General features: G+C 40.1%; 19 protein-coding genes and 1 riboswitch. Of the genes, 14 read left to right on the top strand and 5 right to left on the bottom strand.

Features of this window, described 5'->3' with window-relative positions; translation table 11 throughout:
- Nucleotides 1-42 precede the first annotated feature (42 nt).
- Nucleotides 43-360: an MTH1187 family thiamine-binding protein gene (locus tag BN2425_RS09840; RefSeq protein WP_042458376.1), complete on the top strand. Its 318-nt coding sequence runs from the start codon at nt 43-45 to the stop codon at nt 358-360.
- A gap of 38 nt (nt 361-398) precedes the next feature.
- On the opposite strand, the gene BN2425_RS09835 is transcribed toward BN2425_RS09840, so the two are convergent.
- Complete coding sequence (locus BN2425_RS09835; protein WP_042458374.1) at nt 399-575, bottom strand: DUF2759 domain-containing protein; 177 nt, start codon at nt 573-575, stop codon at nt 399-401.
- Between the two features lie 233 nt (nt 576-808).
- Between BN2425_RS09835 and BN2425_RS09830 the strand changes: the two genes are divergently transcribed.
- On the top strand, nt 809-1444 hold the full coding sequence (locus BN2425_RS09830; protein WP_042458372.1) for an MBL fold metallo-hydrolase: 636 nt from the start codon (nt 809-811) through the stop codon (nt 1442-1444).
- Between the two features lie 146 nt (nt 1445-1590).
- Nucleotides 1591-2682, top strand: coding sequence for a class I SAM-dependent methyltransferase (locus tag BN2425_RS09825; protein WP_042458370.1), 1092 nt, complete (start codon nt 1591-1593; stop codon nt 2680-2682).
- Nucleotides 2683-2740: 58 nt separating this feature from the next.
- Here the strand turns inward: BN2425_RS09825 and BN2425_RS09820 are convergent, their stop codons facing one another.
- Both BN2425_RS09820 and BN2425_RS09815 read right to left on the bottom strand, forming a co-directional pair.
- The gene (locus BN2425_RS09820) at nt 2741-2983 is read right to left on the bottom strand and encodes a DUF2626 domain-containing protein (RefSeq protein ID WP_042458366.1); all 243 of its coding nucleotides are present in this window, start codon (nt 2981-2983) and stop codon (nt 2741-2743) included.
- An 85-nt stretch (nt 2984-3068) separates the two neighbouring features.
- Nucleotides 3069-3764, bottom strand: coding sequence for a helix-turn-helix transcriptional regulator (locus tag BN2425_RS09815; protein WP_042458363.1), 696 nt, complete (start codon nt 3762-3764; stop codon nt 3069-3071).
- A gap of 220 nt (nt 3765-3984) precedes the next feature.
- On the opposite strand from BN2425_RS09815, the gene comGA reads away from it, so the two are divergent.
- From comGA to BN2425_RS09775, 8 genes are read left to right on the top strand one after another with little or no spacing between them, the layout of a single operon-like run.
- A complete protein-coding gene (gene comGA / locus BN2425_RS09810; RefSeq protein ID WP_042458360.1) occupies nt 3985-5070 on the top strand; it encodes a competence type IV pilus ATPase ComGA in 1086 nt (361 codons plus the stop codon).
- Nucleotides 5057-6088 (top strand): competence type IV pilus assembly protein ComGB, encoded by a 1032-nt coding sequence (gene comGB, locus BN2425_RS09805; RefSeq protein WP_042458358.1) that lies wholly within the window; start codon nt 5057-5059, stop codon nt 6086-6088. The genes comGA and comGB overlap by 14 nt, the downstream gene beginning before the upstream one ends.
- Nucleotides 6089-6106: 18 nt before the next feature.
- Complete coding sequence (gene comGC / locus BN2425_RS09800; RefSeq protein WP_042458355.1) at nt 6107-6466, top strand: competence type IV pilus major pilin ComGC; 360 nt, start codon at nt 6107-6109, stop codon at nt 6464-6466.
- Nucleotides 6463-6903 carry a competence type IV pilus minor pilin ComGD gene (gene comGD, locus BN2425_RS09795; protein ID WP_042458352.1) on the top strand — a complete coding sequence of 147 codons (441 nt, stop codon included), beginning with the start codon at nt 6463-6465 and terminating at the stop codon, nt 6901-6903. The genes comGC and comGD overlap by 4 nt, the downstream gene beginning before the upstream one ends.
- Nucleotides 6887-7225, top strand: coding sequence for a hypothetical protein (locus tag BN2425_RS09790; RefSeq protein WP_042458349.1), 339 nt, complete (start codon nt 6887-6889; stop codon nt 7223-7225). The genes comGD and BN2425_RS09790 overlap by 17 nt, the downstream gene beginning before the upstream one ends.
- A complete protein-coding gene (gene comGF, locus BN2425_RS09785; RefSeq protein WP_235714597.1) occupies nt 7173-7649 on the top strand; it encodes a competence type IV pilus minor pilin ComGF in 477 nt (158 codons plus the stop codon). Before BN2425_RS09790 ends, comGF begins: the two co-directional genes overlap by 53 nt.
- The gene (comGG, locus tag BN2425_RS09780) at nt 7646-8026 is read left to right on the top strand and encodes a competence type IV pilus minor pilin ComGG (protein ID WP_042458345.1); all 381 of its coding nucleotides are present in this window, start codon (nt 7646-7648) and stop codon (nt 8024-8026) included. Before comGF ends, comGG begins: the two co-directional genes overlap by 4 nt.
- Nucleotides 8027-8085: 59 nt before the next feature.
- Nucleotides 8086-8274 carry a YqzE family protein gene (locus tag BN2425_RS09775; protein WP_042458343.1) on the top strand — a complete coding sequence of 63 codons (189 nt, stop codon included), beginning with the start codon at nt 8086-8088 and terminating at the stop codon, nt 8272-8274.
- A 48-nt stretch (nt 8275-8322) separates the two neighbouring features.
- Here BN2425_RS09775 and BN2425_RS09770 read toward each other — a convergent pair whose 3' ends face one another.
- Both BN2425_RS09770 and BN2425_RS09765 read right to left on the bottom strand, forming a co-directional pair.
- Nucleotides 8323-9114 (bottom strand): YqhG family protein, encoded by a 792-nt coding sequence (locus BN2425_RS09770; RefSeq protein ID WP_042458340.1) that lies wholly within the window; start codon nt 9112-9114, stop codon nt 8323-8325.
- Nucleotides 9092-10783, bottom strand: coding sequence for a DEAD/DEAH box helicase (locus BN2425_RS09765; protein WP_042458338.1), 1692 nt, complete (start codon nt 10781-10783; stop codon nt 9092-9094). Before BN2425_RS09765 ends, BN2425_RS09770 begins: the two co-directional genes overlap by 23 nt.
- A gap of 148 nt (nt 10784-10931) precedes the next feature.
- Nucleotides 10932-11022: riboswitch (glycine riboswitch) on the top strand.
- A gap of 206 nt (nt 11023-11228) precedes the next feature.
- Here BN2425_RS09765 and gcvT point away from each other — a divergent pair.
- The 3 genes from gcvT to gcvPB are packed head-to-tail and all read left to right on the top strand — an operon-like array spanning nt 11229 to nt 15155.
- The gene (gene gcvT / locus BN2425_RS09760; protein WP_042458335.1) at nt 11229-12335 is read left to right on the top strand and encodes a glycine cleavage system aminomethyltransferase GcvT; all 1107 of its coding nucleotides are present in this window, start codon (nt 11229-11231) and stop codon (nt 12333-12335) included.
- 17 nt (nt 12336-12352) lie between these two features.
- The gene (gene gcvPA, locus BN2425_RS09755) at nt 12353-13699 is read left to right on the top strand and encodes an aminomethyl-transferring glycine dehydrogenase subunit GcvPA (RefSeq protein ID WP_042458332.1); all 1347 of its coding nucleotides are present in this window, start codon (nt 12353-12355) and stop codon (nt 13697-13699) included.
- On the top strand, nt 13692-15155 hold the full coding sequence (gene gcvPB, locus BN2425_RS09750; protein WP_042458330.1) for an aminomethyl-transferring glycine dehydrogenase subunit GcvPB: 1464 nt from the start codon (nt 13692-13694) through the stop codon (nt 15153-15155). The genes gcvPA and gcvPB overlap by 8 nt, the downstream gene beginning before the upstream one ends.
- The last annotated feature ends 14 nt before the right edge of the window (nt 15156-15169 follow it).

Here is a 15169-nt window from a genome sequence, read left to right as displayed (position 1 = left end):
TTAAAATCACACTGGAGTTTAAGTAAAGATGAGGTGTAACCAATGGCGATTGTAGATGTAACTGTGATTCCAATTGGAACGGAGTCTCCTAGCGTAAGCAAATATGTAGCAAGTGTCCAAATGGTTTTACAAAATTATGAAAAAGATGGGAAAATTCGTTTTCAGTTAACTCCGATGAATACGGTAATTGAAGGAGAGCTTCCCGTTCTGTTTGAAGTGATTCAAGCGATGCATGAAGTTCCATTTTCTGAAGGTATTCAACGAGTATCCACAACGATACGAATTGACGACCGCAGAGACGTAAATCGAACAATGGAATACAAGGTAGAGAAGGTTCAGAGCCTCTTAAAAGAAAAGTAAAAGTAACAAAATAAAAAAGACTGTCAGCTGACAGTCTTTTAATGTGTTCCAGTAGGATATCCTGAATTGATAAGGGTCATGACCGTAAACCAGCCGAATACAGCAAACGATGCAACACCCCAAAATGCACCTAAGAAATTTTTACTTTTCAGTGACTTTAATGCCCCAAGTGCAGCAAGTATTGTTACTAAAGCGAAAATAATGACTAATCCCATGATAATCCCCCTTTTTCCGTTTAAAACAAGCCATGCTTGACTTTTAATAGTATGTACCAATAATTTTTACATTCGTTCTTATTTTATATTTTTTTCCTTAATTTGTCGAGGCAAAATAAAAAATCTCTCACAAACTTATCAATTCGATTATATTTTATTGCCGCCAATTCTTTCTTAGAGGGGTTATTTAGTGTAATATTATTTTAGCGAATTCCGGAATGGAGGTATACATGATGAAATGGCAGCAAATCCCCTTGGGGAGTATCCAAACAAACTGTTATATTGTTGAAAATACGGAGCGGGCCTGCCTCATTTTCGACCCAGGCGGTGAAGCAAAAAAGCTGATCAATCATATAAATAGCAGAGGGTTAAAGCCGCTGGCGATTTTATTAACCCACGCCCATTTTGACCATATTGGCGCAGTGGATGATGTAAGAAAGAAATACAATATCCCTGTTTATGTGCATAAGCAAGAGGAAAAATGGCTGGGAGACCCAAAAATGAATGGTTCCCAATTTTTCTCTCTGATCGAACCAGTCAGGGCCAATCCTGCAGATGAAATCATCAAACAAGAGGGCACCATGAAAATTCATGATTTTGTGTTTCAGGTGTACCATACTCCAGGTCATTCTCCAGGAAGTATTTCCTATTATTTTGAGGAAGAAGGATTTGTCATTTCTGGGGATGCTTTATTTCAAGGAAGTATCGGACGAACAGATTTGCCTGGTGGAAATCAAACACAGCTAATAAAAAGTATTCATGATAAACTCTTGACGCTGCCAGAAGACACCTATGTTTTATCTGGGCATGGACCAGTAACCACCATTGTGGACGAAATGGACAGCAATCCTTTCTTAAATGGATTTTGACAAATAGAAAGACCCTTCTCAATATGAGAAGGGTCTTTCTGGGGGATGTTCTATTCATATAATGGGAGGGATATTGTTAAGCTACTATTTTTACAATATTATAAAGTTTTCACTATGTCAATAGTGTTAATGAAAAAGGAGTTCCAATGATTACCTATTTGCAAAAATTAATTTCGGATTCCCCTAATAAGATGATTTCATATGCAGATTTTATCTCTGAAGTTCTTTATCATCCTTTTTATGGTTATTACATGAAGGAAAACCAGAAAATTGGCCGCCAAGGGGATTTTATCACTACCAGCAATGTCTCCGATTTATACGGACAAATAATGGCCAAATGGCTGTGGTCCGTTTTCCATAAATTAGATATGATGCCTGCGATCTGTGAAATTGGTGCTGGAAATGGACGGTTTGCCCATGCTTTTCTTCAGGAATGGTCCCAATTGTCTAACGCTCCAATACGTTATTTAATTGTCGAAACAAGTCCTTATCATCGGAAACTACAAAGACAATTGTTAGAGGGGTTCCCATCGATAACCCAAATAGACAGCCTAATCGAGGTAGAGCGCTTTGAAGGGATTATCTTTAGTAATGAGCTTTTTGATGCGCTGCCTGTTCATGTAATTGAGAAGGAGAACGGCAAATTAGTTGAAATAATGGTCGGCTATGAAAAGGATCGACTTATAGAGTATAAGGTCCCGCTCACAAATGCTGCTATCTATACATTTTTACAGCAAACTAAGCTGGAATTATCAGAACACCAAAGGATTGAAATACCCTTAGCTATGGATACTATTCTCCAACAGATTTCCGCTATATTGACCAAGGGATTGGTGATTTCGGCTGATTATGGCTATACCAATGAAGAGTGGATGGATCCAAGAAGGAAGAAGGGCAGTCTACGTGGTTATAGCCAGCACAAGATGGTTGACAACGTATTAGAACATCCAGGGGATATCGACATTACTACACATGTTCATTTCGATTACTTGATTGAAAAAGGAAATCAATTGAATTTAAGGTACGTCTCCAAGCTGCGACAGGATGAATTTTTGATAAAAGCTGGCATTTTAAAGGAATTGGAAGAATCTTACGATCCCAATCCGTTTTCTACGGCAGCTAAGCGTAACCGGTCAATTCGCAGTCTTATTCTACCCGGAGGGATTAGTTCTTACTTTCATATGATTATCCAGCAAAAAGGTATTCAATTTGATGAGGCTGCATTATTTAGGGACTAACCTGTAAGGGTAAAAAAGGAAAAAAAAACGCCGGATGAAATTCCGGCGTTTTTCCGTACTACTTGTTGACACCAAGCTGCATCATGAACGTAGTCCAATATGTAAAGCCTGCGAAAAAAATGGTTAAATATGCTCCGAATACATACATATACATGCGTTCAGATAGCTTTAAGTAGCTTAGAAGTACAAAGAAACCAGTTTGGGCTAGAAATAGCATCGCGGTTTTGTTCATATCACCTAAATAAAACATAACCGTAAAAATACCTGTCCAAAAACCCAATACCCTGAACATCCGATCCATATGTATCCCTCCTTTACCCCTCGATAAATACCATCAATATATTATTATAAGGAAAGGAGGCAAGAATGTAAACATTCGTTTCAACTTAATTCGCTACTACTACCTGGTAGGAGCAAGTATCACAGCCAGAAATCATATTTTCCTGCTCAATAAGTTGAACTGTATCAAATAAGGTTTCAAACATCCCTTTTAGGAATTCATGATGCATACTGCACACAGCTTCCGTTTCTTCCGCCACTTCTTTAAATGGGCAGTTGAAAATCTGAAAATAGATTTTTGTCCTGTCGCTGCTTACTTCTAGTTCTGGGTAGAAGCCTGCAAGTGTAGCTGCACTTTTTAGGATGGATAACTTTTCCTCAAAGGTTAATTCTTCGCCAAGCGGTTTTTTGGCGATTTCCTGTTCCATTACTTCTGTACCAAACTGTTTCCCTGTCATAAAGAGTGCCTTTTTACCTAATTCTCCTAATGAAATCATGGTTTTAATCGCTACTTTTGATAAAAGCATATAATCGCGGTATGGGAAATGAAGTTGGATTAAATCGTCAGATAAGCGGTACAGTCTGCTAGGTCTACCGCCTTTCCCAGTTTTTTTTGTTTCAGATATCAGCATGTTAACATCTTCGAGTTTTGACAAATGCAATCTGGCTACATTTGGGTGAATATTAAAATTTTCGGCTACTTCTTGTACAGTTACTTCTTTGTGACGTTTCGTGATGTATTGGTAGATGTAGTAACGCGTTGGATCAGACAAAACGTTTGTTATCTTTAGTGTTTGTTCCATCTCGGTTCACCTCGGACCCCCATAATTTACTCCATTATAATACAGGGATAATCTTGTGGGAACGGAGTTAACAAGGTAAACACTATATGTTTAGAAAATGTTCACAATTCTAGACGATTTATTGTAACAATTAAAGAAAATGTCTGTAAAAAAAATTTTTTTAAAAATTATGCAGGAGGGAGATGGAATATGTCGAATTATAGAGAAAGAATCATAAAAGGTGGTGTTTCCCATTGTTAGTGACATTGAAATTTTAGCAGACAGGATTATTTCTGATGCTGCCCGTAATCAAGCAACCGATATCCACATTATTCCCCGTAAAAATGATACGCTCATTCAATTCCGTTTAACCAACAAACTGATTCCCCGATTAACTTTACCGAAAGAAGAATGCGACCGGCTCATATCCCATTTTAAATTTAAGGCAAATATGGATATTGGAGAAAGAAGACGCCCACAAAGCGGTGCCGTATTTTGTGAAGTCAATGGAGAGTTCATGGGTCTTCGGCTGTCCACGCTTCCTTCAAACAACAGAGAAAGCCTTGTACTTCGGCTTCTGCCCCAACAAAATCAAATTCCTTTCCACCAGCTCTCATTATTTCCATCTATGACTAGAAAATTATTGGCACTCCTTAAGCACGCTCACGGATTAATTATCTTTACTGGTCCGACGGGCAGCGGTAAAACAACCACGCTTTATTCCCTAATCAATGAAACAGCCCACCTATTTCAGCGCAATGTCATTACTCTTGAGGATCCGATTGAGAAGAACTACGACTCGGTGCTGCAAGTCCAAGTGAATGAAAAAGCAGGTGTCACTTACGCGGCAGGACTAAAAGCAATCTTGCGACACGACCCTGACATTATTATGGTGGGGGAAATAAGGGACGCAGAGACAGCGAAAATCGCTGTAAGAGCTGCGTTAACGGGGCATTTAGTGCTGAGTACCATGCATACTAGAGATGCAAAAGGGGCAGTATTCCGTCTCCATGAGTTTGGTGTTAACTGGTTAGAAGTCGAGCAAACGATAATTGCTGTAACCGCACAAAGATTGGTGGAATTAACCTGTCCGTTTTGTGAGGGTGATTGTTCACCTTATTGCTATTCCTATGGAAGATGGAAACGAGCCAGTGTTTTTGAATTATTATCGGGGAAGAATTTATCTGCTGTCATGAGAGCAGCAAAAGGCGAGAGAATGGAAACAAGATATCGTACTCTTAAGGATGTGATTAAAAAGGGGATCGCTCTCGGGTATGTTCAGGAATCCGAATACAATCGTCTGGTGTATGATGATGACCAAACATAAGTGGACAGTTGATGAGCAAGCAAATTTTCTAAGACGAGTTGGTGAATTACTTGCACGTGGATACCCGATTGCAGAAGCAATCGAATCCATATCTTTACATTTGCCGAAACACCGAAAGGAGGTGTTAAATAATTGTTTAAATGAATTGAAAAAGGGGGTTCCTTTTCATGATGTATTAGACCACCTTGGATTTCACAATGATTTAATTGGGTATGTGTATTATGCCGAGCAGCATGGCAGCTTTGCCGAAGCACTGCTTGAGGGCAGCAGTTTAGTGCAGTTAAAGGATAGAGACGTAAAAAAACTGTTGAAAATGTTGCAATACCCTGTCTTTCTCCTTGCATTGACAGGCCTATTATTTGGTTTTGTAGAGAAAACCCTGCTGCCACGTTTCACCAGTTTGTTTGCTTCACTTGGTTTAGAAGATAATTTTTTTACAAAGGTCGTGTATGCAATTGATCTCTATTTCCCCATTGTCATAAAGCTATTTATTGGGAGCATGTTAATAGCTTTCTGTTATTACTATTTCATTTTTCGGAAGTACTCCATTTTAAAGCAGAGATCCCTCCTTGTCAGCCTTCCTATTGTTGGAAGAATCCTCAAATTACTGTTTACCCACTACTTTGCTATCCAGTTAAGTTTTCTTTTGCAAGGGGGAATTTCTGTATCGGAAGCGCTATCCTTGTTTGAACAAAACCGAAAACAGGCCTTTTTTAGCCAGCTTGGAAGTACCATTATAACAAAACTGGTGACAGGAGAAACCTTGGCAACGATATTGAGTTCCTTCTCTTTCTTTGAAAAGGAATTTCCTGTCATTGTCAAGCATGGGCAAGAAAATGGAAAGCTGGAACAAGAATTATTATTTTTTAGCAAACACTGTATGACGGAAATGGAGGAAAGTGTTGATAAAATCTTAAAGATTGTCCAGCCGATTCTATACCTTTTTATTGGCTTTTTGGTTATATCTATGTATTTGGCAATTTTATTACCAATGTTTCATCTACTTGATAGCATTTAAATATAGGAGGTTTGTGAAATGTTCATACAAAAACTGAAAAGTGAGCAAGGTTTTACCCTTATTGAAATGATGATTGTTATGTTGGTTATATCTGTTATTTTAATTATCACCATTCCAAACGTTGCCCAGCACAATGCGAATATTAATAATAAAGGCTGTCAGGCATATGTGAAAATGGTCCAAGCACAAGTACAAGCGTATCAAATGGATAAAAATAAAATTCCCACGTTAGATGAATTAAAAAGTGCTGGTTATTTAAATGGTGATGCTACCAGCTGCGGGAACACCAAGACCATAAAAATTGATAGTTCAACAGGCAATGTCACCATTGCTGATTCTACTACAACCACAACCACTACCAATACCACTTCTCAATGACCTCTACGCAAAAAGGATTTACACTGGCGGAGTCCTTAATCGTACTGTCCATTTTCATGATCCTTTCACTATTTACAATTTTCTCCTTGCAACCGCAGCATTCGGCTGTTGAGGACCAAGCGTTTATCACACAATTAAAAGCGGACCTGTTATATGCACAAACCTATGCAATGTCTCATCAGCATGAGGTTTCAGTGGTGTTTATGCCGGATAACTATCTCTATTTTATCCATACGCAAAATGGCCAGCCCCCAATTGTCTTTAGAGAGTATTCTAATGATATCTATCTTACAGAAGGTTCCATCACCTTATATATTAAATATTCCTCAGATGGAAATGTGAATCGGTTTGGTACCTTCTTTATTCGCACGTCAACGAGGACATATAAGGTAACCATTTTGATTGGACGGGGAAGATTTTATGTTACACAACAATAAAGGTTATTTCCTGTTTGATTTGCTGCTGTCCCTCTCAGCAATTTTGCTAATAGGGGTAAATTTAGTTCCATTGCTAGTCGATTTAAGAAAACTGGAAATACAGCTGGAAATTCACAACCAGGCTAGGCAAATCGTATTTGAGGAATTGCATGCTAAATTAACAGACTCAACTTTAACGAATTACCTTACAACCCGGAACGGTATTGTGTTTCAAATTATTTGGATAACTGATGTCCAAACGTCGGGTCTGAAGGAGGTGTGCGTAAGGGTTGATAAAAGTAATTGGTATGAAGGAACAAAGGTCTGTGGCACACTTGAATGAGGCAGCTTTTACGCTGATTGAGGTACTGCTTGCTCTTTCTATACTATCGGTCGTGATCTGTTTGGTAACTCCAGCATTTGAGATTATGCTGAATAAACAGGATACCAATGCAAGCTTGCAGATCATGGAATGGGAGGTATTTTGCAGCCAATTTAAAAAGGAAATTCGGATGTCCAATAAAGCTGAAGTCGTTTCCAACCGGCTCATACTGACAAAGGCCACAGAAACTGTCATCTATGAGAAATATGAATCAAACTTAAGAAGGCGAGTTAATTCTACGGGACATGAAATTGTTTTACAGAATGTTTCTTCATATACATTTACCCTTCTTAAAAATGCAGTGAAATTGACTGCTAAAGACGACCATGGCAAGGAATATACAGTTATCGCCTATTTCTTTGGAAATGGGGGGAATGGGACATGAGACGGCGTGATGCTGGGTTCACTTATCCTCTGACCTTATGCCTTTTGATAATCTTTATCCTCTTTTTCTCGATGCAGATTGAGCAATTTATGGCAAATAGAAAATTGTCTCATGAAACTGGTACTATACTACTTGAAGAATATTATCTTCATGCATCTGTAATAAAAGTGGAAGGTCTGCTTCAAAAAGAAGGGACCATCCCTGCAAGAGGCACGTATGATTTTCAAAAGGGGGGAATTGTCTTCATTCCAGAGACGATTAACGGAAATGTCCAATCTGTAAATTTTACATTAACACTGCAATCAGGAGAAATAGTGATCGGAAGAGGATATTTTGATATGAATTTGAAAAAGTTTATCCGTTGGGTCGAATTATAAATCGTTTGCAAAGTTCTAATATTGGGTATACTTGTGAGTGGAAAAGGCAGGTGTATGCAATGAAAACAAATGATTATGTGAAATATATGACCCAAACATTTGTAAAATATGTAGACCAGCCAAAAGATGAGCGCAAAAGGCTGCGGTTAGAAAGGAAGCAATCAAAAGCCTCCTTCTGGTATCGCTGGTTTGGAATTGTCCCTTATGTCCTTTACTCCGAATTTAAAAGAATCCGAAAAGTGAAATAGACACAGGAACCCCCAAAGTGATTGAAAGAACTTTGGGGGTATTTTTTGTCATATAGCATTTTCAGTTAAATAAAACAATCCTCCATTAACAAAAGTAATATTGATTTTTGGTTCGTACTGTTCCTGAAGTGCTTGTTTTTCAATCAAATAGCTTTCATTCTCATCTTCTACATCTTCATAGAAGTGGTCCAAAAGCTGTAAATCTTTTTCCCACCTGTTTCTTGCCTCCTCTGCCCAAGTATGCTCCTCAGCTTCAATCCCCATCTTTAGGAAGTTTTCAATTCGTTTCATACCGCTCACAGGTTTCACTAAAGGTGATAAGGTAAAAGAATAATCTGGTATTTTTGGCGTTAATCGGATTTGCTGTAGTTGGTCATGGAAATTTTCTACCATTCTGCCGTTAATTAGCTGCAACCCGATGGATTTATAAATATCACGTTTGCGGTCACATTGATAGGAAATTTTTACATTCATGCAAAGCCAAGGATACAAAGGCGTCTGCCTGCTACCGTTTGGATGATGTTCATAAAGGCGTATATATTTTGATAAATTTTTAGTTGATTCAAAAATTTGGTGCAGGCGGGGGGAGCCAAAATGAATGTTTTCACCCCGAAGCTTTTCTGGTGCCTTGTTTTTGTCGGTAATCAGGGTAAGCTTCATAGGATTCGGGATTCCGCCTGTTTTTTCTAAATAGTGCCAATAAAAAGGACGGTTCATTAATTCTTTATCGAGTTCAATAGTTAGCTGTACGGTAAGGTGGCCAGGTTGATTTTCAACGATGGGACATTCATTTGCTTGAAAATACTTTAACAGAAAGTCATGAATTTCCTGCTGCTGCACGGGACTTTCCCTCCTCCTTCATCGTCTGGGCAAACTCAATCATGGAAGACAAATTCTCCATTTTAATTCTCATTTCGCCTTCGGAACGAGACTTTCCAAAAATATCAATTAAATGATCTTCCAAATTTCCGAATTCTAATTTTGTTAAAATATCATCCAGTTCACCAATTACTTTTTCAAACAAATTAATTTTTTCATATAAAAGCTTTAAGATATGTTCTTCGACTGTATTTTCTATGGCAAAGTTATAAATCCTTACGTCCTGCTCCTGCCCAAGACGATGGATCCGGCCAATTCTCTGCTCCAGCCGCATTGGATTCCATGGTAGGTCGAAGTTGATAATATGGTGGCAAAACTGCAGGTTAATTCCTTCTCCACCAGCCTCAGTTGCAATGAGGACCTGAATATTGTTTTGGAACAATTGCCGCATCCAATCTTTTTTGCCGCGCTTAAAGCCGCCTCGAAACGGCACAGATGAAATGCCATGCTGTTTTAAAAACCATTGCAGGTATAATTGGGTGGCGCGATATTCTGTGAAGATGATTACTTTGTCATTAATCTGTTGAATTAACTCAAGCGCTTTTTCTGCTTTCGAATTGGTTTGGACAGCTTCGACCCTTTTAATTAGTGACATAATTTGATCTTCGTAGACCTGAGAAGGGTTTTCCTGTTTTTGCAGCATGTTTTTTAGAGTATAAAAAACAGCTTCCCTGCTGCTGCAGGCTTCACGCTGTAAGGTCATCACTGAAAAACTGCTGGCCTGTACCCAGTCCCCAGCCACTTTAAGGTCGCATATCGCATCATAAAGTTCCTTTTCAGATGGTGAAAACTGGATCGGAATAGTTTCGACATGTCGTTTGGTCCATTCAATGCCAGTATCAGCCCGGCGGTTCCGAATCATGACCTTATTGACTAATTCTTTCAGATGCTTATCATCATTTAACGAGCGGGCATCACGTTTATATTTTTCATAAAACGCGGTTTGACTACCTAAATGGCCTGGCTTTAGCAGCGAGACAAGATTAAAAATTTCTTCAATTCGGTTCTGGATGGGGGTTGCTGTTAACAGTAAACAAAACTTTTTCTTCAAGTTTTGGACAAATTCATAGTTTTTTGTTTTATTATTTTTTAGCTTATGGGCTTCATCAATAATAATCAGATCATAATTTTGCTGATAAATGATGTCCCTGTGAGGGTTTCGTTTAGCTGTGTCGATGGAAGATACTACTACATCTGCCTGCTCCCATACATAGCTTTTTCTTTGGGTAACAGCCGGGATGTAAAATTTATTGTTTAGTTCCTGTGCCCATTGGGTAACCAGCGAGGCAGGAACTAAAATCAGCACTTTTTTCACCAGTCCGCGAATCATATACTCCTTCAAAATAAGACCGGCTTCAATGGTTTTTCCTAGTCCTACTTCATCAGCTAAGATGGCCTTTCCATTCATATTTTCAATTACCTGTTTTGCGGTTTCTAATTGATGGGGAAGCGGTGTTAAGTTTGGCAGATGCTTGGGTGCCTGGAGACCCTCAAATTCCGGTATGACCAACTGCTTTTCAATTTCAATGGCCAGCTTAAACAGTTCCCAATTTCCCCATGGGCCATCATTGTCGATTCTATGTAAAAAATCATCCTGCCAGGAGGAATCAAAATGAATTTCCACTGTCATGTTATCAGCTCCTTTAAAAATGATTGCTTAAACCTTTGGTTTAATGGTAGGATGATAATAGCTTAGAAAGTTTTAAATATTGCATAAAAGGATATCTTTTTCATTAGTATATTTAGTATGACCAAATTGGAAAATATTATAAATGCGGATGAGAACAAGGGGAGAGACTGTATTAGCAGCGCCGAAGGAGCAAACAGATATCCTGTGAATCTCTCAGGCAAAAGTACACTTGTTTGACGCAGCTCTGGAGAGTGCTGTATATGACAGCCACCAAAGGGGAACGCCAACTACTGGTTAAACTTTCAGGTGCAAGGACAGAGACTTCTTTTCATTGAAAGGGAGTTTTCTGTCCTTTTTTATGTCTTACTCAACCTGAAGATTGCAAACTCTTAAACAAAGAAAGTTTTTCAAGCCATCTATCGGAATATATGAAGGGGGTTATTGGATGACAGAATTAAAACGCACGCCGCTTTTTGAAATGTATCGGGAATATGGGGGGAAAACGATTGACTTTGGCGGGTGGGAGCTGCCTGTTCAGTTCTCCAGCATAAAGGAAGAGCATGAAGCAGTACGGACAAGAGCTGGGCTTTTTGATGTATCCCATATGGGTGAAATTGAAGTGAAGGGCACTGACAGCCTTAAATACTTGCAAAAAATGATGACTAATGATGTCGCTAAACTAGCAATTGGCGGTGCCCAGTATACAGCCATGTGCTATGAAAACGGCGGAACCGTGGACGATTTGCTCATTTATAAAATAGGCGATGACCACTATTTACTCGTTGTCAATGCCTCCAATATCGAAAAGGATTATACGTGGCTAAAAGACCACCTTGAAGGCAGCGTGACCATTGACGATTTATCAGAAACGACAGCCCAACTGGCGTTGCAGGGGCCATTGTCCCAAAAAGTTTTGCAAAAGCTGGCAGGCAGTACGGACTTAAGTCAAATTGGCAATTTTAAATTCCAACAACAGGCAGTCCTAAATGGCATCCATGCCCTTATTTCTAGAACAGGCTATACCGGGGAAGACGGCTTTGAAATCTACTGCCATGCTAAAGATGCTGTCTCACTATGGAAAGCGATATTAGAAGCTGGCAAGGATGATGGGGTCATTCCTTGTGGATTGGGAGCACGTGACACACTCCGTTTTGAAGCGACCCTAGCTCTATACGGCCAGGAATTATCACCGGAAATCTCCCCGCTTGAGGCAGGGATTGGGTTTGCTGTGAAATTGAAAAAGGAAGCCGAGTTTATTGGTAAACAGGCTCTGATTCAGCAAAAAGAACAAGGGCTCTCAAGGAAAATGGTTGGGATTGAGATGATCGACAGAGGAATACCAAGACACGGCTATCCAGTCTATATTGGGGAACAAAAAGTTGGAGAAGTTACGACAGGGACCCAGTCGCCAACCTTAAAGAGAAATATTGGGTTAGCCCTTATTTCATCGGAATATGGTGATCTCGGTACAGAGCTGGAAATAGAGATCCGCGGGAAACGGTTGAAAGCAGAAGTGGTTCCAACACCTTTTTATAAAAGAGAAAAGAAATAGCAGGAGGGAGTAAACATATGCAACATCGCTATTTACCTATGACTGAAAACGATAAGCAGGCCATGCTCGAGGCAATCGGTGTGTCTTCTGTAGATGAACTTTTTAGCGATATCCCTGAAAAGGTAAGGTTTAAAGGGGAATACAATATCAAACCCGCCAAATCTGAAACATCCTTGATGAAGGAGCTGGCTAAGCTGGCAGGTCGAAATGCCGATTTAAAAACGAATGCCTCATTCTTAGGTGCTGGTGTATATGACCATTATATTCCGGTCATTGTGGATCATGTTCTTTCCAGGTCGGAGTTCTACACTGCTTATACACCCTATCAGCCGGAAATATCACAAGGGGAACTCCAAGCCATTTTTGAATTCCAAACGATGATTTGTGAATTAACCGGAATGGATGTTGCAAACTCCTCCATGTATGATGGCGGGACGGCCCTTGCTGAAGCAGCCATGCTGAGTGCCGGCCATACAAAACGAAGCACCATCATCGTTTCTAATGCCGTACATCCTGAGGCTAGGGATGTTCTAAAAACATATGCAAAGGGTCAGCATCTTCGAGTGGTGGAAGCTCCGGTAAAGGATGGCATAACAGATGCGGAAGCTTTAAAAAACTTGATGAATGACGATGTAGCTGCAGTCATTATCCAATATCCGAACTTCTTTGGCAGAATTGAGCCATTAAAGGATTTTGAAGAAATGATTCATCAGTATAAAGCCCTGTTTGTCGCTTCTAGTAACCCTTTATCTTTGGGTATATTAACACCTCCTGGCAAGTTTGGTGCAGATATTGTAGTTGGAGATGCGCAGCCTTTTGGAATTCCGACTGCGTTTGGCGGCCCTCATTGCGGTTATTTTGCGGTTACAAATAAGCTAATGCGAAAGGTCCCTGGCCGTTTAGTAGGGCAAACGAAAGATGAACAAGGACGGCGCGGGTTTGTGTTAACCCTGCAAGCCCGTGAGCAGCATATACGCCGGGATAAAGCCACATCCAATATTTGTTCTAACCAAGCGCTAAACGCCCTGGCTGCGTCTGTTGCCATGACAGCTTTAGGTAAAAGTGGTGTGAGGGAGATGGCTGCTGCTAATATACAAAAAGCTCACTATTCTAAATCAGCTTTTAAACAGGCGGGGTTTGAAATTGTAAACGAGGGTCCTAGCTTTAATGAATTTATCATTAAATTGAAAAAACCTGTTAAAGAAGTGAACCGAAAGCTGCTTGAAAAGGGCATCATAGGCGGGTACGATTTAGGACGTGATTATCCAGAATTATACAACCACATGTTGATTGCAGTTACTGAGCAAAGAACGAAGGAAGAAATTGATACATTTGTAAAAGAAGTGGGGGATTTGCATGAATAATCAAGACCAAGCGCTCATCTTTGAACTAAGCACACCAGGCCGGATTGGATATAGTCTCCCAGAAATGGACGTACCTGAACTTGATTTAACTAGTCTGCTCCCGGAAGAATATTTGCGTGATGAAGAGCCGTCGCTACCTGAGGTTTCGGAACTTGATATCATGCGGCATTATACCGCCTTGTCACGGAGAAATCATGGTGTTGATTCAGGCTTTTATCCACTCGGATCTTGCACCATGAAATACAATCCAAAAATGAACGAAAATGTTGCCCGATATAATGGTTTTGTCCATATCCATCCGCTTCAGGATGAAAGTTCTGTCCAAGGTGCTCTGGAGTTACTGTATGACCTACAGCAACATTTAAAAGAAATTACAGGTATGGATGAGGTAACCCTTCAGCCAGCGGCGGGTGCACATGGAGAATGGACCGGATTAATGCTGATACGTGCTTTTCATGAAGCAAATGGTGATATAAATCGGACGAAGGTCATTGTCCCAGACTCTGCACACGGCACTAACCCAGCCTCCGCTACGATAGCCGGATTTGAAACAATTACGGTCAAATCCGATGAAAAGGGTTTAGTTGACCTAGAGGACTTGAGAAGGGTTATCGGGGAGGATACGGCAGCGTTAATGCTCACCAATCCCAATACATTGGGACTTTTTGAGGAAAACATCCTGGAAATGGCCGAAATCGTTCATAATGCTGGAGGAAAGCTTTATTATGACGGGGCTAACTTAAATGCGGTACTTTCTAAAGCCAGACCAGGAGATATGGGTTTCGACGTTGTACACTTAAATCTTCATAAAACCTTTACCGGTCCACACGGTGGAGGTGGACCAGGTTCAGGACCAGTCGGGGTAAAGGTGGATCTAATTCCATTCCTTCCAAAACCAGTAATTGAGAAGCAGGGGTCAGAGTACGTATTGGATTACAATCGTCCACAATCGATTGGCAGGGTAAAACCTTACTACGGAAACTTTGGTATAAATGTTCGTGCCTATACGTATATTCGCTCCATGGGACCTGATGGCTTAAAAGCTGTTACCGAAAATGCCGTCTTAAATGCCAATTACATGATGAGACGTCTAGCGGAGTATTACGATCTTCCATTTGATAAGCATTGTAAGCATGAATTTGTGTTAAGCGGCAGGAGACAAAAGAAACTGGGAGTGCGGACCCTCGATATTGCGAAACGCCTACTTGATTTCGGGTACCATCCGCCAACCATTTACTTCCCATTAAATGTGGAAGAATGTATCATGATTGAGCCGACAGAGACCGAATCAAAAGAGACGCTGGATGCTTTTATTGAAGCGATGATTCAAATCGCCAAAGAGGCAGAGGAAAACCCGGAAATCGTCCAAGAGGCTCCTCATACAACAGTTGTAAGCCGGCTAGACGAAACAACTGCAGCACGGAAGCCAATATTGAAATACCAAAAAGCAGAATAATGAATAGGGCTGGT

It is taken from the genome of Neobacillus dielmonensis, assembly GCF_000612665.1.
In the GTDB taxonomy this organism is placed as follows: domain Bacteria; phylum Bacillota; class Bacilli; order Bacillales; family Cytobacillaceae; genus Neobacillus; species Neobacillus dielmonensis.
The sequence above is the reverse complement of the archived record's forward strand: the minus strand, read 5'-3'. Positions and strand labels throughout refer to the sequence as shown.

Excerpts from the sequence above, each read along its gene's own strand:
- BN2425_RS09840 (WP_042458376.1), top strand. The coding sequence starts at position 43 with ATGGCGATTGTAGATGTAACTGTGATTCCAATTGGAACGGAGTCTCCT.
- BN2425_RS09835 (WP_042458374.1), bottom strand. The coding sequence starts at position 575 with ATGGGATTAGTCATTATTTTCGCTTTAGTAACAATACTTGCTGCACTT.
- BN2425_RS09830 (WP_042458372.1), top strand. The coding sequence starts at position 809 with ATGAAATGGCAGCAAATCCCCTTGGGGAGTATCCAAACAAACTGTTAT.
- BN2425_RS09825 (WP_042458370.1), top strand. The coding sequence starts at position 1,591 with ATGATTACCTATTTGCAAAAATTAATTTCGGATTCCCCTAATAAGATG.
- BN2425_RS09820 (WP_042458366.1), bottom strand. The coding sequence starts at position 2,983 with ATGGATCGGATGTTCAGGGTATTGGGTTTTTGGACAGGTATTTTTACG.
- BN2425_RS09815 (WP_042458363.1), bottom strand. The coding sequence starts at position 3,764 with ATGGAACAAACACTAAAGATAACAAACGTTTTGTCTGATCCAACGCGT.
- comGB (WP_042458358.1), top strand. The coding sequence starts at position 5,057 with ATGACCAAACATAAGTGGACAGTTGATGAGCAAGCAAATTTTCTAAGA.
- comGC (WP_042458355.1), top strand. The coding sequence starts at position 6,107 with ATGTTCATACAAAAACTGAAAAGTGAGCAAGGTTTTACCCTTATTGAA.
- comGD (WP_042458352.1), top strand. The coding sequence starts at position 6,463 with ATGACCTCTACGCAAAAAGGATTTACACTGGCGGAGTCCTTAATCGTA.
- BN2425_RS09790 (WP_042458349.1), top strand. The coding sequence starts at position 6,887 with ATGTTACACAACAATAAAGGTTATTTCCTGTTTGATTTGCTGCTGTCC.
- comGG (WP_042458345.1), top strand. The coding sequence starts at position 7,646 with ATGAGACGGCGTGATGCTGGGTTCACTTATCCTCTGACCTTATGCCTT.
- BN2425_RS09775 (WP_042458343.1), top strand. The coding sequence starts at position 8,086 with ATGAAAACAAATGATTATGTGAAATATATGACCCAAACATTTGTAAAA.
- BN2425_RS09765 (WP_042458338.1), bottom strand. The coding sequence starts at position 10,783 with ATGACAGTGGAAATTCATTTTGATTCCTCCTGGCAGGATGATTTTTTA.
- gcvT (WP_042458335.1), top strand. The coding sequence starts at position 11,229 with ATGACAGAATTAAAACGCACGCCGCTTTTTGAAATGTATCGGGAATAT.
- gcvPA (WP_042458332.1), top strand. The coding sequence starts at position 12,353 with ATGCAACATCGCTATTTACCTATGACTGAAAACGATAAGCAGGCCATG.
- gcvPB (WP_042458330.1), top strand. The coding sequence starts at position 13,692 with ATGAATAATCAAGACCAAGCGCTCATCTTTGAACTAAGCACACCAGGC.